Origin of the sequence: Streptosporangium sp. NPDC023615, from assembly GCF_040640155.1 — a bacterium.
Classification (GTDB): Bacteria; Actinomycetota; Actinomycetes; order Streptosporangiales; family Streptosporangiaceae; genus Streptosporangium.
In genome coordinates, this window is sequence record NZ_JBFABE010000093.1 from 1 (window position 1) to 23,325 (window position 23,325).

At 72.6% G+C, this 23,325-nt stretch carries 19 protein-coding genes, 1 tRNA gene and 1 pseudogene; 7 read left to right on the forward strand and 14 right to left on the reverse strand.

Annotated elements, in window-relative coordinates; genetic code table 11:
• Positions 1–240: 240 nt before the first annotated feature.
• Complete coding sequence (locus tag AB0G16_RS35730) at positions 241–2,382, reverse strand: anthranilate synthase component I (RefSeq protein WP_362815034.1); 2,142 nt, start codon at positions 2,380–2,382, stop codon at positions 241–243.
• A 410-nt stretch (positions 2,383–2,792) separates the two neighbouring features.
• On the opposite strand from AB0G16_RS35730, the gene AB0G16_RS35735 reads away from it, so the two are divergent.
• Positions 2,793–4,412: a CocE/NonD family hydrolase gene (locus AB0G16_RS35735; RefSeq protein ID WP_362815036.1), complete on the forward strand. Its 1,620-nt coding sequence runs from the start codon at positions 2,793–2,795 to the stop codon at positions 4,410–4,412.
• A 53-nt stretch (positions 4,413–4,465) separates the two neighbouring features.
• Positions 4,466–5,512 (forward strand): WYL domain-containing protein, encoded by a 1,047-nt coding sequence (locus AB0G16_RS35740; protein ID WP_362815038.1) that lies wholly within the window; start codon positions 4,466–4,468, stop codon positions 5,510–5,512.
• Between the two features lie 65 nt (positions 5,513–5,577).
• On the opposite strand, the gene AB0G16_RS35745 is transcribed toward AB0G16_RS35740, so the two are convergent.
• The 6 genes and pseudogenes from AB0G16_RS35745 to AB0G16_RS35770 all read right to left on the reverse strand — a co-directional run bounded on the left by AB0G16_RS35745 (position 5,578) and on the right by AB0G16_RS35770 (position 8,381).
• Entirely contained in the window at positions 5,578–6,492 is a 915-nt protein-coding gene (locus tag AB0G16_RS35745; RefSeq protein ID WP_362815040.1) for an SDR family oxidoreductase, read from the reverse strand.
• Positions 6,493–6,763: 271 nt separating this feature from the next.
• Positions 6,764–6,840: transfer RNA gene (locus tag AB0G16_RS35750), tRNA-Thr, on the reverse strand.
• Positions 6,803–7,123 (reverse strand): annotated as a pseudogene (locus tag AB0G16_RS35755) (SRPBCC domain-containing protein); the annotation flags it as partial. The gene AB0G16_RS35750 and the pseudogene AB0G16_RS35755, both read right to left, overlap by 38 nt.
• Positions 7,107–7,439 (reverse strand): metalloregulator ArsR/SmtB family transcription factor, encoded by a 333-nt coding sequence (locus AB0G16_RS35760; protein WP_362815042.1) that lies wholly within the window; start codon positions 7,437–7,439, stop codon positions 7,107–7,109. The pseudogene AB0G16_RS35755 and the gene AB0G16_RS35760, both read right to left, overlap by 17 nt.
• Positions 7,432–7,821 carry a VOC family protein gene (locus tag AB0G16_RS35765; RefSeq protein ID WP_362815044.1) on the reverse strand — a complete coding sequence of 130 codons (390 nt, stop codon included), beginning with the start codon at positions 7,819–7,821 and terminating at the stop codon, positions 7,432–7,434. The genes AB0G16_RS35760 and AB0G16_RS35765 overlap by 8 nt, the downstream gene beginning before the upstream one ends.
• A 32-nt stretch (positions 7,822–7,853) precedes the next feature.
• Entirely contained in the window at positions 7,854–8,381 is a 528-nt protein-coding gene (locus tag AB0G16_RS35770; RefSeq protein WP_362815046.1) for a MarR family transcriptional regulator, read from the reverse strand.
• Positions 8,382–8,540: 159 nt separating this feature from the next.
• On the opposite strand from AB0G16_RS35770, the gene AB0G16_RS35775 reads away from it, so the two are divergent.
• The 4 genes from AB0G16_RS35775 (at position 8,541) to mctP (ending at position 12,133) form a co-directional block, all read left to right on the forward strand.
• Positions 8,541–9,440 carry an EamA family transporter gene (locus AB0G16_RS35775; RefSeq protein ID WP_362815048.1) on the forward strand — a complete coding sequence of 300 codons (900 nt, stop codon included), beginning with the start codon at positions 8,541–8,543 and terminating at the stop codon, positions 9,438–9,440.
• Between the two features lie 39 nt (positions 9,441–9,479).
• On the forward strand, positions 9,480–10,034 hold the full coding sequence (locus AB0G16_RS35780; protein ID WP_362815050.1) for a VOC family protein: 555 nt from the start codon (positions 9,480–9,482) through the stop codon (positions 10,032–10,034).
• Positions 10,035–10,320: 286 nt separating this feature from the next.
• Positions 10,321–10,533 (forward strand): DUF3311 domain-containing protein, encoded by a 213-nt coding sequence (locus tag AB0G16_RS35785; protein WP_362815052.1) that lies wholly within the window; start codon positions 10,321–10,323, stop codon positions 10,531–10,533.
• A gap of 4 nt (positions 10,534–10,537) precedes the next feature.
• Entirely contained in the window at positions 10,538–12,133 is a 1,596-nt protein-coding gene (mctP, locus tag AB0G16_RS35790; RefSeq protein ID WP_362815054.1) for a monocarboxylate uptake permease MctP, read from the forward strand.
• Here the strand turns inward: mctP and AB0G16_RS35795 are convergent.
• The 7 genes from AB0G16_RS35795 to AB0G16_RS35825 all read right to left on the reverse strand — a co-directional run bounded on the left by AB0G16_RS35795 (position 12,105) and on the right by AB0G16_RS35825 (position 21,528).
• Entirely contained in the window at positions 12,105–13,436 is a 1,332-nt protein-coding gene (locus AB0G16_RS35795; RefSeq protein WP_362815056.1) for a HAMP domain-containing sensor histidine kinase, read from the reverse strand. The genes mctP and AB0G16_RS35795 overlap by 29 nt on opposite strands.
• Positions 13,433–14,122, reverse strand: coding sequence for a response regulator transcription factor (locus tag AB0G16_RS35800; RefSeq protein ID WP_362815058.1), 690 nt, complete (start codon positions 14,120–14,122; stop codon positions 13,433–13,435). Before AB0G16_RS35800 ends, AB0G16_RS35795 begins: the two co-directional genes overlap by 4 nt.
• 151 nt (positions 14,123–14,273) lie before the next feature.
• On the reverse strand, positions 14,274–15,632 hold the full coding sequence (locus AB0G16_RS35805) for a cation:proton antiporter (protein WP_362815060.1): 1,359 nt from the start codon (positions 15,630–15,632) through the stop codon (positions 14,274–14,276).
• An 11-nt stretch (positions 15,633–15,643) separates the two neighbouring features.
• Entirely contained in the window at positions 15,644–17,215 is a 1,572-nt protein-coding gene (locus AB0G16_RS35810) for a cytochrome P450 (protein WP_362815062.1), read from the reverse strand.
• Positions 17,206–18,291, reverse strand: a complete 1,086-nt coding sequence (locus tag AB0G16_RS35815) for an alpha-hydroxy acid oxidase (RefSeq protein ID WP_362815064.1) — start codon at positions 18,289–18,291, stop codon at positions 17,206–17,208. The genes AB0G16_RS35810 and AB0G16_RS35815 overlap by 10 nt, the downstream gene beginning before the upstream one ends.
• 44 nt (positions 18,292–18,335) lie before the next feature.
• The gene (locus AB0G16_RS35820; RefSeq protein WP_362815066.1) at positions 18,336–19,919 is read right to left on the reverse strand and encodes an NAD(P)-binding domain-containing protein; all 1,584 of its coding nucleotides are present in this window, start codon (positions 19,917–19,919) and stop codon (positions 18,336–18,338) included.
• A 55-nt stretch (positions 19,920–19,974) separates the two neighbouring features.
• On the reverse strand, positions 19,975–21,528 hold the full coding sequence (locus tag AB0G16_RS35825; protein WP_362815068.1) for an AMP-binding protein: 1,554 nt from the start codon (positions 21,526–21,528) through the stop codon (positions 19,975–19,977).
• Positions 21,529–22,031: 503 nt separating this feature from the next.
• Between AB0G16_RS35825 and AB0G16_RS35830 the strand changes: the two genes are divergently transcribed.
• On the forward strand, positions 22,032–23,207 hold the full coding sequence (locus AB0G16_RS35830; RefSeq protein WP_362815070.1) for a serine hydrolase domain-containing protein: 1,176 nt from the start codon (positions 22,032–22,034) through the stop codon (positions 23,205–23,207).
• The last annotated feature ends 118 nt before the right edge of the window (positions 23,208–23,325 follow it).

Below are 23,325 nucleotides of genomic sequence, written 5' to 3' on the forward strand. Positions count from 1 at the left end.
TCGACGGCCCCCTCGTCAGGCAGGAACAGAGCACGCAGAGGCCGGGCGGACGGGGCGACCCTCGTCCGGGAGAACTCTAGGGTCGCGGCCGGTGAGCACCGGGCCCGCTGTACGGGTTCTTTACCCGGCCGGGCCGCGGGGTTTCCCCGAGGCCGGGGCACGGGTCCCGCGCGCGGCCGAGGGGCGTGACCCTCGTCCGGCCGCGCCCTACGGGGTTCGCGCGGCCGGGCGGCCGGGTCCTCACCGGTCGGGGTGGCAGAGCCGGAGGACGTTGGCGATGATCTTCGCTCCGGCGTCGCCCTTGGCGGTGAGGATCGACTCGGGGTGGAACTGCACGGCGAAGCGGCGCCGCTCCACGTCCTCGATCGCCATCACCGCGCCGTCCGGCGTCAGGGCGGTGGCGGTGAAGCCGACCACGCCCGGCTGCTTGGCGTGGACCGAGTGGTAGCGGGCCGCGGTGAACTCCTCGGGGAGCCCGTCGAGCAGGGCGCTGTCGCCCAGCCTGCGCACCGTGCCGCGCTTGCCGTGCTCGGGGTAGGAGAGCAGTTCGAGCGCGCCGCCCGCCTGCTCCACCATGCCCTGCAGGCCCAGGCAGACGCCGAACACGGGCAGGTCGCGCTCGTAGAGCGCGCCGACCAGGCCGGACAGGCCGAAGTCGGAGGGCCAGCCGGGGCCGGGCGAGAGCACCACGAGGGACGGGTCGATCTCGTCGATCATCTCGGCGGGGAAGCCGTGGCGGAGCGTGACGACCTCGGCGCCCTGCTGCCGGAAGTAGTCGGCGAGGGTGTTGACGAAGGAGTCCTCGTGGTCGACGAGCAGCACCTTCATCCCGTCGCCGGGCCGCTCGGCGGCCGGGGAGGGCTCGGCGTCCTCCTGCGGCGTCGCGCCGACCGCGGCCAGGGCGCCGAGCAGGGCGCTGGCCTTGAGCTCGGTCTCGCGCTCCTCGGCCTCGGGGTCGGAGTCGTACAGCAGCGTGGCCCCGGCCCTGACGGTGGCGATCCCGCCGCGGATCTGCGCGGTCCGCAGGGTCAGGCCGGTGTTCATGGAGCCGTCGAAGCCGATGTAGCCGACCGCCCCGCCGTACCAGCGGCGGGTGGTGGCCTCGTGGTCCTCGATGAACTGCATCGCCCAGGTCTTGGGCGCGCCGGTGACGGTGACGGCCCACATGTGGGTGAGGAAGGCGTCGAGCGCGTCGAACCCGGGCCGGAGCCTGCCCTCGATGTGGTCGACGGTGTGGATCAGGCGGGAGTACATCTCGATCTGGCGGCGGCCGATCACCTTGACCGAGCCGGGCACGCAGATCCGGGACTTGTCGTTGCGGTCCACGTCGGTGCACATGGTCAGCTCCGACTCCTCCTTGACGCTGGACAGGAGGGTGCGGATCGCGTCGGCGTCCTCGACCGGGTTGCCGCCGCGGGCGATGGTGCCGGAGATCGGGCAGGTCTCGACGCGGTCGCCGCTGACCCGGACGTACATCTCCGGTGAGGCGCCGACCAGGTGCTCGCCCTCGCCGAGGTTGAACAGGAACTCGTACGGCGCCGGGTTGACCTTGCGCAGTCCCCGGTAGAAGGCGGCCGGGTCGGTGCAGGGGGCGTGGAAGACCTGACCGGGGACGACCTCGAACAGGTCGCCGCGGGCGAACCTCTCCTTGGCCGCCGCCACCACCTCGGCGTAGGAGCCCTTCACGGGGTCGGCGGGGAGCTGGGACGGCGCCGGGGGCAGCGGCACGTCCTCTCCCTCCCGGGCCAGCCCGTGCGTGGAGGCGCCGTCCACGGTGAACTCGTAGCGGAACTCCTTGCTGGTCTCCCGCTTCCGGTCGATCACCATGATCCGGTCGGGCAGGTGCAGGACCAGGTCGCGCTGGTCGGCGGCCCGCGGCAGCACCTGCCTGATCGGCTCGAACTGGAAGGCCAGGTCGTAGCCGAAGGAGCCGTACAGTCCCAGGTGCTCGTTCTCGCCCCGGAACGCGGCGATGACCTCGCGGATCGCGGTGAAGACCGTGGGGCGGCGGCTGCGCAGCTCCTCGGGGAGGATCTCCTCGGACTCGGCCACGTGGACCTCGACGTGGTCGGCCGTCGGCTCCTCGACCGGTTTCCCTGCCGCCAGCAGGCAGGAGACGACGGCGGGCAGCACCACCCTGCCACGGGCGTTCAGCGCCCTGGCGGAGATCCTGCGCCCCCGGGCGACGATCTCCAGGCACGGGTCGACGTAGGCCAGATGCCATCTGCTGTAGCGGCCGGGGTACTCCATCCCCGAGGAGAGCACCCCTCCCCGGCGCTCGCCGAGGGTCGTGACGACGTCCTCGAGCACCGTCTCCGGCACGTCGGACGCGGTGACCTCGACCCCTATGCCGCCGGCGGTGGTATATCGGCTCGTCTCCACTGCGGTATCGCCCCTTTGATCTTCTGATGCCCAGAGAGGGAGCGGACGCAGAAAAGGCCGCCTCTCCGGACGGCCGTCTGTCTGCTCGCGAATGCGAAACCTGCGCCGCCTAGAAGCGGCGCCACCACTGAAGGGTAAGCGGGTGTCGCATGGGGCCAGGGTACCGGCGAAAACGGTGATCATGCAAGGTGGCCGCGCCGTGACACCGGCGCCCCTGCCGGGCACGGCGATCCTGCCGGCGGGCGGACGCGGACCGACGGACGAACGGGCGAGCGGGCGGGCGGGCGGACCGACGGGTGGAAGTGATGTTCCTCGCACCCGTTCGCACTGGTCTCGTCGAGCCTCGTTCTGTTACCAGTAGGTAGTGAGTCCCGCAGGTGGTGGCGGGGAGCGGCGCGAGGGGGAGGCGCATGGCGACGATCACATGGCCGAGGACGGCCGTCCACCGGGTCTCGGTCGAACGCGATCTTCCGGTACCGATGCCCGACGGGGTCACGCTGCTGGCCGACCGCTACACGCCGGTCGGCGCGGTCCGGCCCCCCACGATCCTGATCCGCTCGCCGTACGGCAGGCGCGGCGTGTTCGGGATGACGTTCGGGCGCGGGTTCGCCCGCCGGGGCTTCCAGGTCGTGATGCAGAGCTGCCGGGGCGGGTTCGGCTCCGGCGGGCTGCTCGACCCGCTCGGCCACGAGCACGAGGACGGACTGGCCACGCTGGCCTGGCTGCGGAGCCGGCCCTGGTACGGCGGGAGCCTGGCCATGCACGGCCCCTCCTACCTGGGGTACACCCAGTGGGCGATCGCCCCGTTCGCCGGGCCGGATCTCAAGGCGATGTCCACCTCGGTGACCGCCTCCCAGTTCCGGGACGCCGCCTACGTGGGCGGGGCGTTCGCCCTGGAGTCGTCGCTGATGTGGAGCACGCTGACGGCCCTCATGGACCGGCCGTTCGGCGGGACCGCCGCCCTGCTCGCCCCGCGCAGGACGCGGCGCGCGGCCCTGTCCGGGCGCCCGCCCGGCGAGATGGACGTGCTGTCGGCGGGCAGGGGGATGCCGTTCTTCCAGGACCTGCTGGCCCATCACGCAGACCCGGCGGCCTACTGGGGCCGGCGTGACTTCTCCGCCTCGGTGGGCGAGGTGGAGGCCGCCGTCACCATGGTCGGCGGCTGGTACGACGTGTTCCTGCCCTGGCAGGTCCAGGACTACCTGAGGATGCGGGCGGCCGGGCGGCGCCCGCAGTTGACGATCGGCCCGTGGTACCACGCGGACGCGCGCCACGGCCGGGTGGCCAACGCCGAGGCCCTGGCCTGGTTCAGGGCCCACCTGCTCGGCGACCCGTCGGGGCTGCGTGAGCAGCCGGTCAGGCTGTACGTCACGGGCGCCGACGAGTGGCGCGACCACCCCGACTGGCCGGTCCCGGGCATGCGGGAGCAGCGCTGGCACCTGCGGCCGGGGTTCGGCCTCTCCCCGGACGCCCCGTCCGGCGCGGCGTCCGGGCCGGACCGGTTCCGCTACGACCCGGCGCATCCGACCCCCTCCCTGGGCGGGCCGGTCCTGCTGGGCGACTCCGGGCCGCGCGACAACCGGAGGCTGGAGGCCCGGCGCGACGTGCTCGTCTACACCGGCCCCGCGCTGCGCCGGGACACCGAGATGATCGGCCCGGTCTCCGCCGACCTGTACGTGCGCAGCGGCACCGGGCACGCCGACGTGGTGGTCCGGGTCTGCGACGTCCATCCGTCCGGCGCCTCCTACAACGTGTGCGAGGGCGTGCGCCGACTGGCCCCCGGGGACCCCGTCGCCGGGTCCGACGGCATCCGGCGGGTCCGGGTGGACCTGTGGCCGATCGGCCACCGTTTCCGCCGGGGCCACCGGATCCGCCTGCACGTCGCCGGCGGCGCCTACCCCAGGATCGCCCGCAACCTCGGCACCGGTGAGCCGCTGGGGACGGGCAGGACGATGGTCGCGACCGACCACGAGGTCTTCCACGACTCGTCCCACCCCTCCGCGATCGTGCTGCCCCTCGTCCCCTCCTGAGCCGCCCCCTCTCCGCCGATCGCGGGGCGGGCGCGCCGCGTTAGGGTCGGGGGATGCGCGCGGCCAGGTTGATGTCGTTGGTGCTGCTGCTCCAGGCACGCGGCGGGATGACCGCGGCGGAGCTCTCCCGGGAGCTGGAGGTCTCCGAGCGGACCGTCCACCGCGACGTGCTGGCCCTGTCGGAGGCGGGCGTGCCGGTCTACGCCGACCGCGGGCGCGGTGGCGGCTACCGGCTGCTGGACGGGTACCGCACCCGCCTCACCGGGCTGGACCGCGCCGAGGCCGAGGCGCTGTTCCTGTCGGGTGTCCCGGGCGCCCTGCGGGAGATGGGCCTCGGCGAGGTGGCGGCCACGGCGCGGCTGAAGGCCTCGGCCGCCCTCTCCCCCGATCTCCGGGACGCCCCCGCGACCGCGGCGCAGCGCTTCCACCTGGACGCCCCGGGCTGGTTCGTGAGCGAACGGCCTCCGCCGGCCGCGCTGGCACCGCTGGCCAGGGCGGTCTGGGGCGATCACCCGATCACCGCCGCCTACCGGCGCCCCGCGCGGGACAAGGCGGCCGTGCCCGCGAGACCCGTGGAGCGGGAGGGGCGGGGCGGCACCGCGGGCACCGCGGGCACCGCAGGCACCGGCGAGGGGGACAGGCGGTGCCTGGAGCCGTACGGCCTGGTGCTCAAGGCGGGGGTCTGGTACCTGGCGACCCGGTACGCGATCTACCGCGTGGACCGCTTCGGCGAGATCGAGATCCACTCCGACCGGCGCTTCGAGCGGGACGACACCTTCGACCTGGCGGCGTTCTGGAGCGAGAGGGCCGCCCGGTTCGCCGGTTCGCTGCTGGCCGAGCGCGTCACCGTCCGGCTCAGCCCCGCCGGGCACCGCCTGCTCCCCCTCTTCGCCGACCCCGCGGCCCTCGGCGAGGCGCTGGCCTCCGCGACCGGCCCCGACGGGCAGGGCCGGATCACGGTCCGCCTGCCCGTCGAGTCGCTGGAGGTGGCGTTCGGCCAGATCCTCCGTTTCGGCCCGGACGCGGAGGTCCTCGGCCCGCCCGCCCTGCGGGCCCGCTTCGCCGAGGCCGCCGCCCGCCTGCGCGACCTGTACGGCTGACGGGGCCGGTCGCGCGGGCACCGCGGCAGGGACACGGCCGTCGATCGGTGATCAGGTGCCGGAGGTCAGCGGTAGCCGGTGGCGTCGGCGGGCTTGCCCTTGCTCTCCACCTCCTCGATGTAGCGCCAGGCGTCGGGCCTGCTGCCGTCGAGGTCGGTGAAGCCGTACACCCGGGCGAGTTGCCCGCTGGACACGCTCTGCCCCGACCAGCGCATCCGGTCGTCGTCGCCGGCCAGGGCGACGACCGCGCGGCCGGTGTAGGCGGGCGACTCGGAGATCACGAAGTGCGGCTGCGCGACCGTGGCGTCCCGCCAGTTCTCCTCGGTGACGCCGAAGCCCTCCAGCATGCTCTCCGAGCGGAGCCAGCCCGGGGTCAGCGAGACCGCGCCGCACCCGTGCGGGCGCAGCTCGTGGGCCTGGCTGAACGCCAGCCGGTTCACCGAGAGCTTGGCCAGGTCGTAGAAGGCCGAGAGGCGGTAGTTGGCGAGGTTGTAGGCCAGCGTGCCGTCGGTCACCTCGACCACCAGGCCGCCGGGGTTCTCGATCAGCAGGGGCAGCGCGTGGTGGCTGGTGATCAGGTGGGTGTCGACGGCCAGCCGGAGGATCCGCAGGCCGTCGTCGAGGGAGTGAGTCCAGACCGGGACGTCCCACTCCGTGATCGGGTCGGCGCCCCAGACGTCGTTGACGAGCAGGTCGAGCCTGCCCTGCTCGCTCCTGATCCGCTCCACCAGGACGCGTACCTGTTCCGGCTCCAGGTGGTCCACCCGGACCGCGATCCCCTGTCCGCCCGCGCCGGTCACCAGTTCGGCCGTCTCCTCGATCGTCTCCGGCCGGTTCATCTCCGAGCGTCCCTGCCGGGTGCTCCTGCCGGTGCAGTAGACCGTGGCGCCCGCCGCGCCCAGCTCGACCGCGATTCCCCGGCCCGTCCCCCGCGTCGCCCCGGCCACGAGGGCGACCTTTCCTTCCAGCGTTCTGTTCATGAGGCGAGCGTGGCGTGAAAAGAGGACACCTCCTGTCATGTTTCGGCGCCTCTCCGGGGAACGCGGAGGACGCGGGGCACGTGGAGGACGCGAGGCACGACGGGGACGGCGGGCGCGGAGGGCGCGGCGGGCGCGGCGGGCGCGGCGGGCGCGGCGGGCGCGGAGGGGACGTGGAGGGGACGTGGAGGGAGTCTCAGGCCTCCGACAGCACCTCCTCCATCCTGCTCAGGACGTGGGACCGCCAGCCCCCGTCGAGGATGGCGTACGTGCTCCGCTGGAGCGGGTCGTCGGGGTCGAACCCGGCGTGTTCCAGGAACAGCCTGGTGCCGTGCCCCTCGGCCTCCAGCGTCCAGGTGACGGTGGTGTCGAGCCCTCCGCCGCGCCAGGAGATCCGCATCAGGCGTTCGGGGTCGAGGTCGAGGACCTCGCAGCGCACGACGCCGTCGAAGCCCCGGTTCGGCCGCGGCTCGGTCCGGAACGTGAACCGGTGGCCGACGACCGGCTCGAAGTCGCCGGGCATCAGCCAGCGTGCCAGCAGGCCGGGGTCGGTGAGCGCGCGCCAGACCTTGCGCGGCGGGTGGGCCAGGAACTGGTCGGTCCTGATCACGGTGGGGTCAGTCGTCGCGGTCATCGTCGTCCTCGGTGTCCAGGAGGTCGCGGAGGCTGGAGAGTCTCTCCCGCCAGAACCGCTCGTACGGTGTGAGCCAGGCGGACATCTCCCGCAGCGGCTCGGGACGCAGGGAGTACAGGCGCTGCCGGCCGGCCCTGCGCTCGACCACCAGGCCCGCGTCCTTGAGCACCTTGAGGTGCTCCGACAGGCTCGGGCGGCGCATGTCGAAGTGGTCGGCCAGTTCCTGCACGGGTTTGGGGCCGTGCTCCAGGAGCAGGCCGAGCAGGCGGCGCCGGGTGGGGCTCGCCACCGCGGCGAACACGTCCGCCTCAGCCACGGGCGGGCACGTGCGCCGCCGTGGCCTGCAGCACGATCCCGTTGCCGTCGGGGTCGTCGAACGTGACGTAGCGGCCCCACGGCGACCGCTGGATGCCGCCCTCGACGACCACGCCGCGGTCGCTCAGCGCGGCCACGTCGCCCTCGAGGTCGTCGGTCTCCAGCACCAGGCCCTTGAGGGAACCGGGCGGCATGGTGCCGAACCAGGTCACGAGCGTGATCGACGTCTCGGCGCCCTTGGGGGCCACCTGCACCCACCGCCGGTCGGGGCCCATGGGGTTGTCCCCGACGAGGTCGAAGCCGAGCGTGTCGACGTAGAAGCTCTTCGCCCTCTCCTGGTCGGTGACGGGCAGGGAGAGCAGCTGGACGTGAGTTATCGTCATACCCGAACAATAGGTAGGAAATATCCTACCGGTCAAGCCGTCCGGGACGGGGGTTCTCCGGAGCCCGCCGCCGCGAGCAGGTCCCGCAGCAGGCCGGCGAGCCGCTCGCGGCCGTGGGCGGGGAGCCGGTCGAACACCTCCCGCTGGGCCGCCAGGCCGGCCGCCACCGCCTCGTCGGCCACCTCGCGTCCGCGGCCGGTGAGGGTGATCACCAGGGCGCGCCGGTCGGCCGGATCGGGCGAGCGGGTGACGAGCCCCGCGCGCTCCAGCCGGTCGAGCCGCCCCGTCATGCCGCCCGAGGTCAGCATCAGCGAGGCCGCGAGCTCCTTGGGGGAGAGCTGGAACGGCTCCCCCGCCCGCCGCAACGTCGCCAGCACGTCGAACTCACCCCGGGTGATCCCGAATCGCGCGTACACCGCCTCCTGGATGTCGCCGGCGACGCGGGCCAGCCTGCCGATGCGGCCGAACACCTCCATCGCCCCGGTCTCCAGCTCGGGGCGCTCACGCGCCCACTGCATGACGATGCGGTCGACGTCGTCGCGGGGCGTGTCCTCTGTCACACGGCCATGGTAGCTTGCCGGTAATTAGCTTAGAGCTAAGATACTTAGTCATGAGAGATATGCGGCTGGTCGCGACCAGCGCCCTCGCGCCCCTGCTGTGGGGCACGACGTACCTGGTGACCACGGAGCTGCTGCCCGCCCACCGCCCGCTGACGGCCGGTGCGATCAGGGCACTGCCGGCCGGCCTGCTGCTCTGCGCCGTCGTCGCCGTGCTCGACGGGCGGCTCGCGCTTCCCCGGGGGGGCCTGGTGGTGGCGTTCGGCCGTCCTCGGCACCCTCAACATCGGCCTGTTCTTCGCCCTGCTGTTCGTCGCGGCGTACCGCCTGCCCGGCGGGGTCGCCTCCGTCCTGGGCGGGCTCGCCCCCTTCGCGGTCGCGGCCCTGGCGTTCCCGCTGCTCGGCGAGCGCCCGCCCTCCCGGTCGGTGACCGCCGCCGCGATCGGGGTCGCCGGGGTGGCGCTGCTGGTGCTGCGCTCGGCCGTCACGCTCGATCCGCTCGGGCTGGCCGCCGCCGCCGGCGGGGTGGTCACGATGTCGCTGGGCACCGTCCTGGGCCGACGCTGGGGCGCCCCGCGGGGGTACGCGCGGCGGAGTACCGCCCTGCTGGCCCTCACCGGATGGCAGCTGACCGCCGGAGGGCTCCTGCTGCTGCCCGCCGCGCTCGTCGTCGAGGGCGCGCCGCCGGCCCTGACGGGGGCGAACCTCGCCGGTCTCGGCTACCTGTCCGTCGCCGGTACGGCGCTGGCGTACTTCCTGTGGTTCCGCGGGGTGACCTCCCTGGCCCCGACACGGATCACCCTGCTGGGGCTGCTCAGCCCGGTGGTGGCCGCCGGGCTCGGCTGGGCGGTGCTCGGGCAGTCCCTGTCGGGCGGCCAGCTCGCCGGGGCGGCCGCCGTGCTCGGCGCGGTCCTGCTCGGCGCCTCCACCGCCCGCCGGAAACGGTCCGGCTCGGCGCCTCGGCCCACCGGGACACCCGGCCTCGCCACGGTCCGCCGCCGGAGGAGCGAACCCGTCCGGCTCGGGGCGTTCGTCCCGGCCCGGGACGTGGTAAGCAGATGATTACCGCGTGCGGGCCGTTCCAGGAGAGGCGGGAAGACCATGGCGGACAACACGGAGTTCGAGCTTCGCGGGATCAACCATCTGGCGCTGGTGTGCTCGGACATGAAACGGACGGTCGACTTCTACTCCGGCGTCCTGGGCATGCCCCTGATCAAGACGATCGAGCTGCCGATGGGCTGGGGGCAGCACTTCTTCTTCGACTGCGGCGGCGGCGACGCGCTGGCCTTCTTCTGGTTCCCGGACGCGCCCGAGGGGGTGCCGGGGATCTCCGCGCCGAAGAACCTGCCCGACCGGGGCGAACTGCTCTCCGCGGTCGGCTCGATGAACCACGTCGCCCTCGACGTCGCCCCGGACCGGATCGAGGAGTACCGCGACCGGCTGATCTCCAAGGGCGTGGACGTGGGAGTGGTCCTCAACCACGACGACAGCGAGTTCGGCGTGGCCCCGGCGATGCACGAGGGCGTGTTCGTCAGATCGATCTACTTCAAGGACCCCGACGGGATCCTGGTGGAGTTCGCCGCCTGGACCAGGAAGCCGGCCTCGCCCGAGGACGTACGGCACGAGCCCAGGACGGCCGCCGAGCGGACCGTGTGAGACCCCGGCGTGACCTGCGCGTCCGCCCTTCCTCCCCCATGTCAAGACGAACGCAGGTCGAATCGGCCGCCGGTCGGAAATCGTCGCCGAGTCGCGGGCGGCCCCGAGGCCGTGCCTCCGTGACGTCGACGAGGTCCGGAACGGGAGCATCCACCTACCGTTCGTCGCGCAGACCGCCCCGCTCAGCGCTCGGTGACCTGAATGAAACGGTCGTTTAATTACGCTGCCGGTCAGCCGAACGGGACGCTCCTGTCGGGACGTCCCTTTCCAGATCGAGGAGACCGTGTTGACCGCTCCCAACGAGGGTCGAAGCGATCGCAGCCCGTGGAACTGGCTGCTCATCGTGCCGATCGTCCTGCCTTTGCTGCCGTTCCTGTATAACTCCGACGAACCACGGCTTCTCGGTTTCCCGCTGTTCTACTGGCTCCAGCTCGCCTTCATCCTGGTCGGCGTCACCTGCACCTCGATCGTCTACCAGATGACGAAGCGGCGGCGGTGACCCGATGGAAGCGCATCTGACCGAGATCATCGTTTTCTCGGCACTGTTCCTGCTGGTCAGCGGCATGGGTTTCATGGCCGCGCGCTGGCGGCGTCCCAAGGACCTGGCCAGCCTCGACGAGTGGGGTCTGGGCGGCCGGAACTTCGGCTCCTGGGTCACCTGGTTCCTGGTCGGCGGCGACCTCTACACCGCCTACACCTTCGTGGCCGTGCCCGCCCTGCTCTGGGGCGCGGGCGCCATGGGCTTCTTCGCGGTGCCGTACACGATCGTGGTCTACCCGATCGTGTTCCTGGTGCTGATCCGCCTCTGGTCGGTCTCGCACGTGCACGGTTTCGTGACCCCCGCCGACTTCGTGCGGGCCAGGTTCGGCTCCCCCACGCTGGCGCTGCTGGTGGCGATCACCGGCATCGTCGCGACCATGCCCTACATCGCGCTCCAGCTCGTCGGCATCGAGGCCGTGCTGAAGTCGATGGGCGTGACCGGCCACCTGCCGATCATCATCGCGTTCGCGATCCTGGCCGCGTACACCTACCAGTCGGGGCTGCGCGCGCCCGCGCTGATCGCGTTCGTCAAGGACACGCTGATCTACATCGTGATCCTGGTCGCGATCTTCGCGATCCCCGCCCAGATCGAGGGCGGCTGGTCGGGCATCTTCGACGCCGCCCAGGCCAAGTTCACCGCCAGCCCCGCTCCCGGTGACGGCATCCTGCTCAACGCCAACAACCAGCTCCAGTACGTCACGCTGGCCCTGGGCTCGGCGCTCGCGCTCTTCCTGTACCCGCACAGCATCACCGGCGTGCTCGCGTCCAAGAACCGCGACGTGATCAAGCGGAACATGTCGGCGCTGCCCGCCTACAGCCTGCTGCTCGGCCTGATCGCGCTGCTGGGCTTCATGGCCATCGCCGCCGGCATCACGCCGATCGGCAAGGACAACAACACGATCGTGCCGCAGCTGTTCGACAAGATGTTCCCCGACTGGTTCACCGGCGTCGCGTACGCCGCGATCGGCATCGGCGCGCTCGTCCCCGCGGCCATCATGTCCATCGCCGCGGCGAACCTGTTCACCCGCAACATCTACAAGGAGTACTTCAAGCCGAACGCGAGCGACGCCGACGAGGCCCGGGTCTCGAAGATCACCTCGCTGCTCGTCAAGGTCGGCGCGGTGCTGTGCATCCTGTTCCTGGACACCGGTTTCTCCATCGACCTGCAGCTCATCGGCGGCGTCATCATCCTGCAGACGCTCCCGTCGGTGGCGCTCGGCCTCTACACCCGCTGGTTCCACCGCGTCGGCCTGATCGCCGGCTGGGTGGCCGGCATGGGGGCCGGCATGCTCATGCTCTACAACATCGGCAACCCGGCCACCGGCAAGCTGCACTTCGCCGGATCCGCGTTCCCGCTGGAGAAGCTGGGCCTGGACACCAAGATGACGATCTACGCGGGCATCGTCGCGCTGGCGGTCAACCTGGCCGTCGCCGCGATCGGCACGCTCGTCGCGCGCGCCGCCAAGGCGCACGACGGTGACGACACCACCGAGCCCGACCACTACTTCGCCGACGAGGGCGACCCCAGGATCAAGGACCTGGACCTCGCTCCCCACTAGGTTCCGTCTCGAGGATCACCGAACGCCGGGCGTGGGCCGCCGTCGTGCGCGGCCCGCGCCCGCGCCGTCCCGCGGGGTCCGCGGGGAGCGCGGGGAGCGCGGGGAGCCGGACGGTGAACACCGCCCCGGCTCCCGGGCGCCCGTCCGCGGTGACGGTCCCGCCGTGGCCGTCCACCACCTCACGGACGAGGGCGAGACCCAGGCCCAGGCCTCCGCTGCGGCCCCCGCCGACGAACCGGGTGAAGAGGCGTTCGGCGTCACGCGGGTCGAGACCCACGCCGTCGTCGCGGACGTCGAGCCGGACCGTCTCCGGGCCTGCGGAGAGGACCACCTGGATGTGGCCGCCCGCACGGGTGTGGGCGAGCGCGTTGTCGAGGAGCGCGGAGATCACCCTGCGCAGCGCGGACTGCGCCCCGCGCACGACATGACCGCCCGGCCCAAGGCGCCGCACCTCGATCGTCACGCCGTGCGCGTCGGCGCGGGCCGCCTCGGCCAGGACGAGCTCCTCGGCCAGCGCGGCGAGGTCGACCGGGCCGAACGGCCGGCGCAGCTGGCCGAACTGGGCCGACAGCAGCAGGTCCTCGACCACGTCGCCCAGTTGCCGGGTACCGTTCACCAGCCGGTCGACCTCGTCCGCGACGAGAAGCGGGTCGTTCCCCCGCCGCAGCCCGCGGGCGACGATCTGGGCGCGGACGTGCAGGCGGGTCAGCGGGGTGCGCAGCTCGTGGCTGACGTCCGCGGCGAACAGGCGCCGGCGTACCAGGGCCTCGCCCAGCGGCGCGATCGCTCCCCGGGCGACGAGCCGGCCGACCATCAGCGCCGCCACCAGGCCCGCGACCTCCGCGGCGGCGAGCGTGCGCAGCAGGCGGTGCCGCTCCGCGACCTGGAAGTGCAGGTTCATCGCCGCCTGGACCACCACGCCGCCACGCCACTGGGTGCGTACGAGATAGGACTGCCCGGCGATGTCGACCCGGCCGACCCGGGGCTCGTGCCCGGCGGCGGCCCGCCGCAGCGCGGCGCGCACCGGCAGCACCGCCGGCGCGCCGGGAGAGCTCAGCACGGTGCCGCCCCGCAGTTCGAACAGCCAGACGCAGGGCGGGGGCCGCGAGAGGTAGGCGCGCTGGGCCGCGACGGCCAGGTCGCGCCGCGCGGAGGCGTCCTGGTCGCCGGTGACGACGCAGTACACCGTCACCCCGATGAGCGCGAACATCACGGAGATCGCGCCCGCCACCTGCGCGGTGATCCGGCGGCGGGCCCGGACCAGCAGTCTCCGCTCCGGCCCGTGGGGCGGACGCCTCCTCACAGCCCGCCCAGGCGGTATCCCACGCCCCGCACGGTGCGCACGACGCCGGCCCCCAGCTTGTTGCGCAGGTAGTAGACGTAGGTGTCCACGATCGACTCCGTCCGTGCGCCGTCGAAGACGCGCTGGCGCAGCGAGGCGCGCGTGTGCACCTGCCGCGGACGGGTCGCCAGCGCGCTCAGCAGCCGGCACTCCTGCCCCGAGAGCGTCACCTGCTCGCCGGTCGGCAGTCCCACGATGTGGGAGTCGGAGTCCAGCCAGCCCGCGCCGAGCGGCAGCAGCCTGGCGTGGTCGAGGTTCCTGCGGTGCAGCGCCCGCACCCTGGCCAGCAGCTCGTCGATCTCGAACGGCTTGACCAGGTAGTCCTCCGCCCCCGCGTCGAGCCCGGTGACCCGGTCGGCGACCGTGCCGAAGGCGGTCAGCACGAGTACCGGCACGGTGACGGCCCGCCGGCGCAGCCGTGTCAGCAACTCGATGCCGTCGACCACCGGGAGGCCCCGGTCGACGATCATCACGTCGTACGGGCGGCTCAGGCCCAGGTGCAGGCCGCGCTGCCCCTCCGGGGCCAGGTCGACCGTGTATCCCTGGTCGGTGAACAGCCCGACCAGCATGTGCCCGAGCTCGAGGTCGTCCTCGACGAGGAGCAGCCGGCGGGCGAGCGAGCCGGATGCCCCCGATGTCACAGCCACGAAACAACCGTGGCATTCCTTCCGCCGAATTACCAGGGATTAACAGAATAATTGAAAGTTACACGGCAATGCTCGCAGCGTGTTCGGACGATCACGAAACGATATTCGCGCTGCGTTCAGGACGATCGCCGCGTTCAACGCATTCGAACGGTCACGAGGAATGGGATTTCTCGGCCTTTTCCTCCAGGGGGTGTGTGCCCGGCCCGGCGGCCCCGGATCCATGGACGCGTTCGTGACGCTCCGGGAGCGCCAGTTTGTACAGCGGCAGGGCTCCCGCGGTGGTGATGATGGCCACCAGCACGAGGATGGCGAAGAGCTCCTGCGTGATCATGCCCTGCGCCAGGCCGATGTTGATGAAGATGAGGATCATCAGCCCTCGCGCGTTCATGAGCGCCCCCACCGCGTAGGACTCGCGCCAGCCGAATCCCAGGGCCCGCATCGACAGCGAGCAGCCGAAGTACTTCCCGCAGAAACCCGCGACCAGGATCGCGGCGAACGCCAGGAGCATCGGACCGCCGGTGATGCCGTCGAGATGGGTGTTCAGCCCGGAGAAGGTGAAGAAGACCGGCAGCAGCAGCGTCGAGACGACGTCCATCATGCGGCCGTGCAGCACCGTGCGGAACGCCGGGTCGCGGGGCATCGCCAGCCCGGCGATGAAACCGCCGAAGACCGCGTAGACCCCGATCCAGTCGGTGAGCCAGCCCGCCGTGAGCGGGACGAGGACGACGACGTACATGGCGCCGGGGCTCAGGCCGCCGGTCCGCGCGACGCCCTTGCCCAGGGGCCGCAGCAGCGGCGCGACCACCTTCAGCATCACCACCGCGAACAGCACCGTCAGGGCGATGGTGCGCACCGCGTCGCCGGGACCCGCGTCGAGGTGCATCGCCGACAGCACGGCGAGGAGGCACCAGGCGAGGGCGTCGTCGATGGCGGCCGCCACCAGGGTCAGCCTCCCGAGGGGGGAGTTCTCCAGCCCCCGCTCGTACAGGATCCTGGCCAGCATGGGGAACGCGGTCAGCGACAGGGCTCCCCCGACGAACAGGGCGAACTCCCACCGGCTGACGTCGGGGCGCGAGAGCGTGTCCCAGAGGAGCAGGCCGACGCAGGAGCCGAGGAGCAGGGCGGGGACGATACCGGAGACCGCCAGCGTCGCCGCCCGGCGGCCCTGGCCGTCCGTCCCGGTGCCGTGCTCCAGGCCGGCACCGACCAGGAACATGTACAGCGTCAGCCCGATGGTGCTCAGCACGTACAGGACCGGCCTGACCTCGGCGGGGAACACGGCCGCCTGGGCCTCGGGGAACAGCCGGCCGAACAGCGTCGGGCCGAGGAGGACGCCGGCGACCATCTCGCCGAGGACACGCGGTTGCATCAGCATGATCGCCAGCCGGCCGCAGATCGCCGCGGCCAGCAGGATGACGACCAGGGCGGGCAGGACTTCGAGGATCAGCTGGAGGTTCGGGTCACCGGCGGCGACCTGTGCCAGGTGGGGCATAACCGTTTCTCCGCTCATGGTCCGGACGATCATCTGCTCTCCGTGGCGGCCCGACGGTCGGCCTCCGCGAAGTGGCGCTCACACAGCCGCTGCCTGCGCGCGTCCCAGACCATGTAGGTGCCGAGGACGAGCTGTACGAGGCTGCGCCAGACGTCCTCCCAGCGGTCGCGGAACCGCATGAACCGCAGCGCCGCCCGGTGGGCCGCCCCTGTGGGGGCGCCCCTCGGGACGAGCAGGCACGGTCCCCGGTTGGGCATCGACCGGGTGTGGGAGGCGGAGGAGTCGAGGGCGTACGCGCGCAGGATCTCCCGCGTCGCGACCCGCATGGTGATCGGCGCCAGCCGCCAGGCGGGGCAGGGGCGGTTGGCGGCGACGCCGAACGGGATGTGGTTGAGTTCCCGGACCGCGGGCCGGTCCGGGAGGGAACGGCCGGAGGCGGGGCAGCCGGGGACCGGGCGGTCCTGGGCCGGGCGGTCCAGGACGGGGCCGTCCCGGCCGGAGCGGTCCGGCTCCGGGCGGTCCTGGGCCGGCCGGTCCAGAGCCGAACGGTCCAGATGCGAGTGGTTCGCGTGCGATCGGTCCGTGCCGAAACGGCCGGGGTCGAAACGGTCGGGGTCGGAGAAGCCCGCCCGGTGGAAGGCGGGATAGTCGAAACACAGGACCGAGCCGGCCGGGATCGTCGTGCGCTCGTCGAGGGGGATGTCGCCGGTGGTGACGCGGTGGGCGACCCCGAAGAGCGGGTAGAGCCGCAGCGTCTCGGAGATGACGCGGTCGAGGTGGCGCTCGTCACCCCGCCCGTCACCCCGCCCGTCGCCCCGTTCGTCGCCCGCGAGCACCCCGGCCTGGGCGTCCGGGTGCTGGGCGAGGACCATCAGCAGGTGGGCCATGGCCTCCGACATCTGGACGACCGCGGTGTTGAAGAAGGCTCCCTGCAGGTAGAGGGCCTGCTCCCGGGCCGACAGTCCGGCCGGGAGCCGGTCGCGTACCTTGGGCAGCAGGCCGGTGAGATGCCGGGTCAGCCGGTCGCGCCGGTCCATGTGCCGCAGCCCGCAGCACTTGAGCGCGGTCACGACGTCGTCCGCGTTGCCCACGATCAGGTCACGCGCCACCGGAGGGCACGGCTCGCCGAAGACGAGCTCGTAGTAGAACTCCGCCCAGACCGGCATCATCAGGTCGCGCAGCCGGACCAGGCCTCCCGCGTCCCGCAGTGTCCGGGCGACGCAGCGGCGGGTGAGCTCCTCGGCCTCCACGCGCGGCACGGAGAGGAAGCCGCGCGTGGCGCGGGCGACCGCGTCGTACCGTTCCCCCGCCTCGATGTGTTCCTGGTGCAGCTCGGCGCCGGGTGACAGCCAGTACCAGAACAGGTCCGACAGCGCGGCCCCCCGGCTCCGGCCGCCGGCCGCCGGGTGGGAGTAGACCTCACGGAACCTCTCGACGCCGATCAGGTCCCCGGGGACGGCGATCCCCTCCTGTCCGTTGATCCGGGCGAAGACCCGCGTCCGCAGCGCCACGATCCTGCCGGGGAGCCACCGGGGCAGGCTCAGCGCGGTGGCGGCGGCGACCGCCACCGCCGCGGCCCTGACCGGCGCGGTCACCGGCATGACCGTCGCACCATGCCCGGGTCGAGGTCGTGGACCGACGCGCAGCCGCACAGGGTGAGCGCGTGCTCGACCTCCGAGCGGAGCAGGTCGAGCACGCGGGTCACGCCGCGCTCGCCGTCCGCGGCCAGGCCCCAGATCACCGGGCGGCCGACCGCGACCGCGCCGGCGCCCAGCGCCATCGCCTTCAGGACGTCGGTGCCGCGCCGGACGCCCCCGTCCATCAGCACCGGGACGGCCCCGCCGACGGCGGCCACGATCTCCGGCAGCAGGTCGACGGCGGCCGGGACCGTGTCGAGCTGGCGGCCGCCGTGGTTGGACACCAGCAACCCCGAGACGCCGTGGTCGAGCGCCAGGCGCGCGTCGGCGGGATGCGCGACGCCCTTGAGGACGATCGGGAGCGCCGTCATCTCCCGGAGCAGGCCGATGTGCTCCCAGGAGATCTCCGGCGACATGACGATCGGCCGTACCCGCCCGCCGTCGCGCAGGTTCTCGCAGGCCATCCCCTCGGGCAGGTCCCGCAGGCCGTGGTGGCGCTCCCGGTCCCGCAGGCCGCGGGCCGGTGAGTCGACCGTGACGACCAGCGCCCGGCACCCGGCCGCCTCGGCGCGCCGCACGAGCGTCTCGGTGAAGGCCATGTCCGGCTGGACGTAGAGCTGGAACCACAGGGTGGCCCCGGGCGCCGCCGCGGCCACGTCCCCGACGGCGACGGTGGAGGCCATGCTCACGATCATGATCGTCCCGACGGCGGCCGCCGCCCGCGCGGTGGCCCGCTCGCCCTCGGGGTGGGCGAGCCGGTGGAACGCGGTCGGCGCCACCAGCACGGGCACGGCCGCCCGGCCGCCGGGCAGGGTGACGTCGGTCCGGGGTCTCCCGGCGCCGCGCAGCACCCGCGGCAGCAGGGAGAGCCTCCCGAACGCGGCCTCGTTGGCCCGTACGGTGACCTCGTCCCCCGCCCCGCCGGCGAAGTAGTCGTAGTACTCCGGGGCGAGGCGCGCGCGGGCCACGGCCTCGAACTCGCGCGGGGCCTCCGGGGCCTCCGGGGCCTGCGGGGCCGCCCGTGTCCTCGCCTCCGTCACACGCGGGGAACGCCCGCCCGCCACCCGCGGCGCCCTCCCGTCCGTCACGCCGGGACCGGGGCGACCTGGCGGGCGAAGAACGCGCGGAGCGGTTCGACGTGGGTCTCCGGGGAGGTCCACTCGTTCTCCAGGTTCTCGGTGACGTGGTGGACGACCGGCGGCGCGCCGGCCCGGTGGTGCCGCACCACCGGATGCAGGTAGTGGCCCTCGGCGGCGCGCTCGGCGTCGTTCTGCCGGATCCGGCCCACCGTGATGTCGAACGGATCGACCTTGTCGTGCTCCGGCCCGTACTCCAGCGTGATCGTGAAGTGGCCGCCGTCGCCGATCGGCGGCCCCTCCAGGTCGACCGGCAGTTCTTCCAGGTAGCGTGCCCCGCCGTGGCCGTCGAGGACGATGACGTCGCCCAGCAAGCCGAACTGCTGCCACAGCGCCGAACTGCGGTTGACCCGTTCGAGCACCGCCGCCGCGAGCGCCTCCGGGTCGGCCGGGAGCTCCCGGCCGGGCCATTCGGCGCCGTGGTACCTGTTCTCCAGGACGCGGTGCAGCGCCCGGGTGCCGTACCGGAAGCCGTGGATGAACCCGCTGGTGCCGCGCTTGAAGTCGCGGGACTGCGTCACGGTCCCGGCGAAGTAGAGGTCGGGCACGTTCACCGACTCGTAGGCGGGTGTGAGCGCGGGGAACCTGTCGCGGATCGTCAGTTCCGGACGGCACCCGTCGGAGAAGATCGAGGCGTCGATCCGGAAGCCGGTGCAGACGATCACCCTGTCGTACGGGATGTCCTTGGTGACCTCGTCCGCGCGGGCGAAGCTCACCGTCACCAGGTAGGAGCCGTCGGCCTGGCGCTCGATCCGCTTGACGTCGCCGTCCAGCACCGCGTTCTGGGACTTGAGCTGGTAGGTGTCGAGGAAGTTGTTGTTGACCGCGCGCAGGTGCCCGACGAAGTGGGTGCGCCACGCCAGCCGGACGGAGTTCGGCCCGGCGACGTGGATCACCGCGGCCGTCTCCACCAGGCTGTCGGCCGTCTCGAACGCCGAGTTGCCCTTGCCGATGACGAGCACCCGCTGGTTCACGTACTCGGACGGGTCGGTGGAGACGGTGCCGTAGGGTTCGGCCGTCTCGATGCCCGGTATCGGCGGGATGTTGGGCCGGCTGACCCCGGTCGCGACGACCAGCCGCCTGGCCTCGTGGGTCCGGCCGCGCTCGTCGGTCACCAGGAAGTGGCCCGTGCCGGAGTCCCGGGTGACCCGGGAGACGCGGGCGTCGTAGGTGACGCGCAGGTCGCAGGCCGCGGCGAAGTCGGCGAGGTAGCGGACCATGTCGTCGGCCCCGGGGAAGTAGCGGTCGCTGTAGTGGGTGAACAGCAGGGCGGGATCGTCCGACAGCAGCGAGTTCCAGTCCATCCGCAGGTTGAGCTCCGGGTCGTCCGTCCCGTTGTACCTCTTGTTGATCGAGATGAGCTGCCGGTGGCGGGGGAAGGTCCGGAAGAAGGTGCCCGGCGCGGGGCCCGCCTCCAGGATCAGGTAGCTTCGTCCCGCCTTGCCGAGGAAGTACCCCAGCTGCAGCCCCGCGGGGCCTGCACCGATCACCACGTAGTCCAGCGCGTCGTCCGGCACGTACACCTCCGTCACAGCGATCCGGTCGAACGGACGTCCCCAGTGTTGGCGGGGAATTCTCAGAGAACGATCAGAGAGCCCTCGGGTCGAGCAGGTCCAGCAGCGCCCGCTTGTCGGGCTTGCCGCTCGCGGCGACCGGGACGGAGGCCAGCACCGTGATCGTCCGGGGGACGCTGCCCTCGCCGAGTTCGTCGCCCACCAGCGCGGCCAGCGCGTCGCGGTCCGGGTCCACGCCCTCGGCCGGCACGACGAACGCGTGGACGGCCTCTCCCGTCAGCTCGTCCGGGGCCCCGGCCACGTAGGCCTCGGCGACGTCGGGGTGGCCGCTCAGCACCCGCTCGACGGCTCCCGCGTACACCACGATCGCGTTGACGATGATCACGTCGCGGGTGCGGCCGGCGAGGTGCAGGAAGCCCTCCTTGTCCAGGTGACCGAGATCCCGGGTGCGCAGCCGGCCGTCCCTCAGGGTGTCGCGGGTCTCCTCCGGGTCCCCCCAGTACCCCGCCATCAGGTACGGGCTGCGCACGTGGACCTCGCCGGTCTCCCCGACGGCCACCTCGCGGCCCTCCTCGTCGCGCACGCTGATCTCGACACCCGGGTACGGCCGGCCGACCGAGGCCAGGACGTCGTCCGGGAACGCGGTGATGTCCGCCGGGGTGAGCACCGAGATCAGGCCCGCCTCGGTCTGCCCGTACCCCTGGTAGACCACCGGGCCGAGCCGGTCCACGGCCTCCGCCAGACGTCCCGGGCCGAGCGGCGACCCGGAGACCATCAGCGCGCGCAGGCAGCCGACGTCGATCGGTGCGTCCCGGAGCAGGTCGAGCATCTTGCACAGCCGCGGCACGGTCACGATGGAGCCGGTGATCCGATGGCGTTCGATCGCGTACGGGAACAGGGGCCGCCCGTCGTCCTCGGGGATCACCGCGGTGCCGCCGCCCAGCAGGCACAATGCCAGGAAATCCATGATCACCATGCTGGCCATGGTGCCGAACAGCAGGTAGCGCCCGAAGCCCGCGGCCAGCTCCTCCGTGACCGGGGACCACAGGCGGGGCTGCCACGACCAGTGCTCGCCGAGCGCGCGGTAGGTGATCGCGCAGCCCTTGGGGAGGCCGGTGCTGCCGCTGGTGAAGCTCAGGGCGGCCACGTCGTCCGGGTGGGCCAGGGCGACGAGGGGCCGCCCCTCGCCGGTGCCGGCGAGCAGGTCGACCGCCGGCACCGGCGGGGGACACGGCCCGAGCGAGAGCAACGTGACGGGTCCGGCGGCCCGGAGCAGCTCCGGCGTCACGGTGGACCGGTCGACGAGGAGGGCGTCGACCCCCATCCCGAGCACGTGGGCGAGATGCCCCGGGGGGTAGCCGGGGCGCACTCCCACGACCCGGCAGCCCAGCGCGTGGGCGGCCAGGTGGGCGGCGAACGCCTCGGGGGAGACGGCCGTGCGGACGGCGACGGCCCGGCCGGGCCCCAGTCCGGCGTCGAGCATCGCCCCCGCCAGCCGCCGGACCGTCTCCAGCAGCTCGCCTCGCGAGACGATCCTGTCCCCCTGCTCGAAGGCCGGGTCGCCGGGCGAGCTCCGCAGCGCTTCGAGGAAGGAGTGCGGGAAGGGCGGCTCGACGGGGACACTCATGTCGGCTCCTCTGGGTTCACGCGGGCCACCGCGGCGTCTCCGCGATTCCCGATCGCTTCGGGGTCTCTTCCGAGGTGTTTCCTGGACCCTCGCGGGCCTTCGAACTCGTCCGAAGTGGCAGGCCGTCGTACGACCTGCATGTCGCTCACCACGACGCTAGACAGCGCAGATCAGAGAATCATCAGAGATCTCGCCCCGCCGGCCGCCACGTCCACGGGGCACGGCCCGCAGGCGGACGGCGCCGGGCTCTGCCCGCCGTCTTCCATCGCGGCGGGCGGGCTCCGTGGCGGACGTGGGGGCGGTGCGTGCGGGCGGGTCGTGCGAGCGGGCGGTGCGTGCGGGCGGGTCGTGCGAGCGGGCGGTGCGTGCGGGCGAGCGGTGCGTGCGGGCGGGTCGTGCGGGACGGGTTCACCCGTCCGCTTCCTCCGGGACGTTCCCTTCCGGGCCGCGGGCTTGTACCGTCAGGACCTCGACGGTGCGGGCACACGGAAGGGGGAGATCGCATGCGTGCGGCCCTTCTGGGCGCGATCTCCCTGGTGATCGCGGTGACCGCCTGCTCCCCCTCCCCCCGTGCGGCCGTGACCGCCACCCCCGGCACACCTCACCCCTCCGGCACACCACGGCCATCCGGGGCCGGCTCGCCCGAGGCGCCGGGAACGGCCTCCGAGGTCCAGGCCGTGGCGGACGACCTGGTGTCGTCCGGATCCCCGGGGGCCGTCGTCCACGTCCGTGACGACGGCAGGATCCGGGAGGCCGCAGCCGGGTTCGCCGACCTCGACGCGAGAACCCCCATGCGGGTCGACCACCGTTTCCGGATCGCGAGCGTCACCAAGACCTTCACCGCCACGATCGTGCTGCAACTGGTGCGCGAGCGGCGGCTGACGCTCGGCGACACGCTGGGGAAGCTGCTCCCCGGCGTTCTTCCCGGCACGGACAGGGTGACCGTCGAGCAACTGCTCACCCACACCAGCGGAATACCGGACTACCTCACCGACTCCCGCTTCACCGACGTCGTCGTGGACGGTGGCCAGTACACCCGTGACTGGCCACCGCGCGAGCTGCTCGGCTACGGCGGGAAGCCTGGCAAGAGGGGGGTCAATCGTTACTCCAACAGCAACTTCATCCTTCTCGGCATGATCATCGAGAAGGTCACCGGGCAGAGCTACCCCGAGGCGCTGTCGGAGCGCGTCACCGGCCCCCTGCGGCTACGTGACACCGAGCTCCCTCGGGACCTTCTGCCGGGGAGGCTCGCCCGGGGCAGGCAGGGCGACGGCCCGGGATCCACGACCGTGAACTCCTCCATCTTCTGGGCCGCCGGTGGGTTGGTCTCGACCACCCGGGACGTGGGCACCCTCTACGAAGCCCTCTTCGCCCCGGGACCACGAGCCTCCGGCAGGGGTACGGGCCCCTCCGGCGTGCGGACGCGGGTCCTCGGCAAGGGGCGGGGAAGGACGACGCCTCTGCCGGACGGGTCCGCGTTGAAGCAGTCGGGCGGCATGGGTGTGTACGCCGACAGGTTGTCCTGTGGCGCCCGCGTGTGGAACCACTCCGGGCTGATCTACGGGTACTCCGGAGTCGCGATGAGCAGCGAGGACGGCCGCCGGCAGGTGGTGGTGCAGCTCAACTCCCCGTCGGTGGGGCAGGCGATCGCCGCGGCGGGAAAACTCATGTGCCGGTGACGGGTGCCCGATTCTCTCCCGCGGAGGAATCCTGACGACATCGTACGGGGAAAGCCTCAAAAGGTCCCGGAAACACGAAAGGCCCCCACCGACGGTGGGGGCCCTTCACGAAAGATTG

Bases quoted from the DNA above. Each gene is read 5' to 3' on its own strand.
- AB0G16_RS35765 (WP_362815044.1), bottom strand. From the start codon at position 7,821: ATGACGATAACTCACGTCCAGCTGCTCTCCCTGCCCGTCACCGACCAG.
- AB0G16_RS35735 (WP_362815036.1), top strand. From the start codon at position 2,793: ATGGCGACGATCACATGGCCGAGGACGGCCGTCCACCGGGTCTCGGTC.
- AB0G16_RS35780 (WP_362815050.1), top strand. From the start codon at position 9,480: ATGGCGGACAACACGGAGTTCGAGCTTCGCGGGATCAACCATCTGGCG.
- AB0G16_RS35805 (WP_362815060.1), bottom strand. From the start codon at position 15,632: ATGAGCGGAGAAACGGTTATGCCCCACCTGGCACAGGTCGCCGCCGGT.
- AB0G16_RS35825 (WP_362815068.1), bottom strand. From the start codon at position 21,528: ATGAGTGTCCCCGTCGAGCCGCCCTTCCCGCACTCCTTCCTCGAAGCG.
- AB0G16_RS35810 (WP_362815062.1), bottom strand. From the start codon at position 17,215: ATGCCGGTGACCGCGCCGGTCAGGGCCGCGGCGGTGGCGGTCGCCGCC.
- mctP (WP_362815054.1), top strand. From the start codon at position 10,538: ATGGAAGCGCATCTGACCGAGATCATCGTTTTCTCGGCACTGTTCCTG.
- AB0G16_RS35830 (WP_362815070.1), top strand. From the start codon at position 22,032: ATGCGTGCGGCCCTTCTGGGCGCGATCTCCCTGGTGATCGCGGTGACC.
- AB0G16_RS35745 (WP_362815040.1), bottom strand. From the start codon at position 6,492: ATGAACAGAACGCTGGAAGGAAAGGTCGCCCTCGTGGCCGGGGCGACG.
- AB0G16_RS35740 (WP_362815038.1), top strand. From the start codon at position 4,466: ATGCGCGCGGCCAGGTTGATGTCGTTGGTGCTGCTGCTCCAGGCACGC.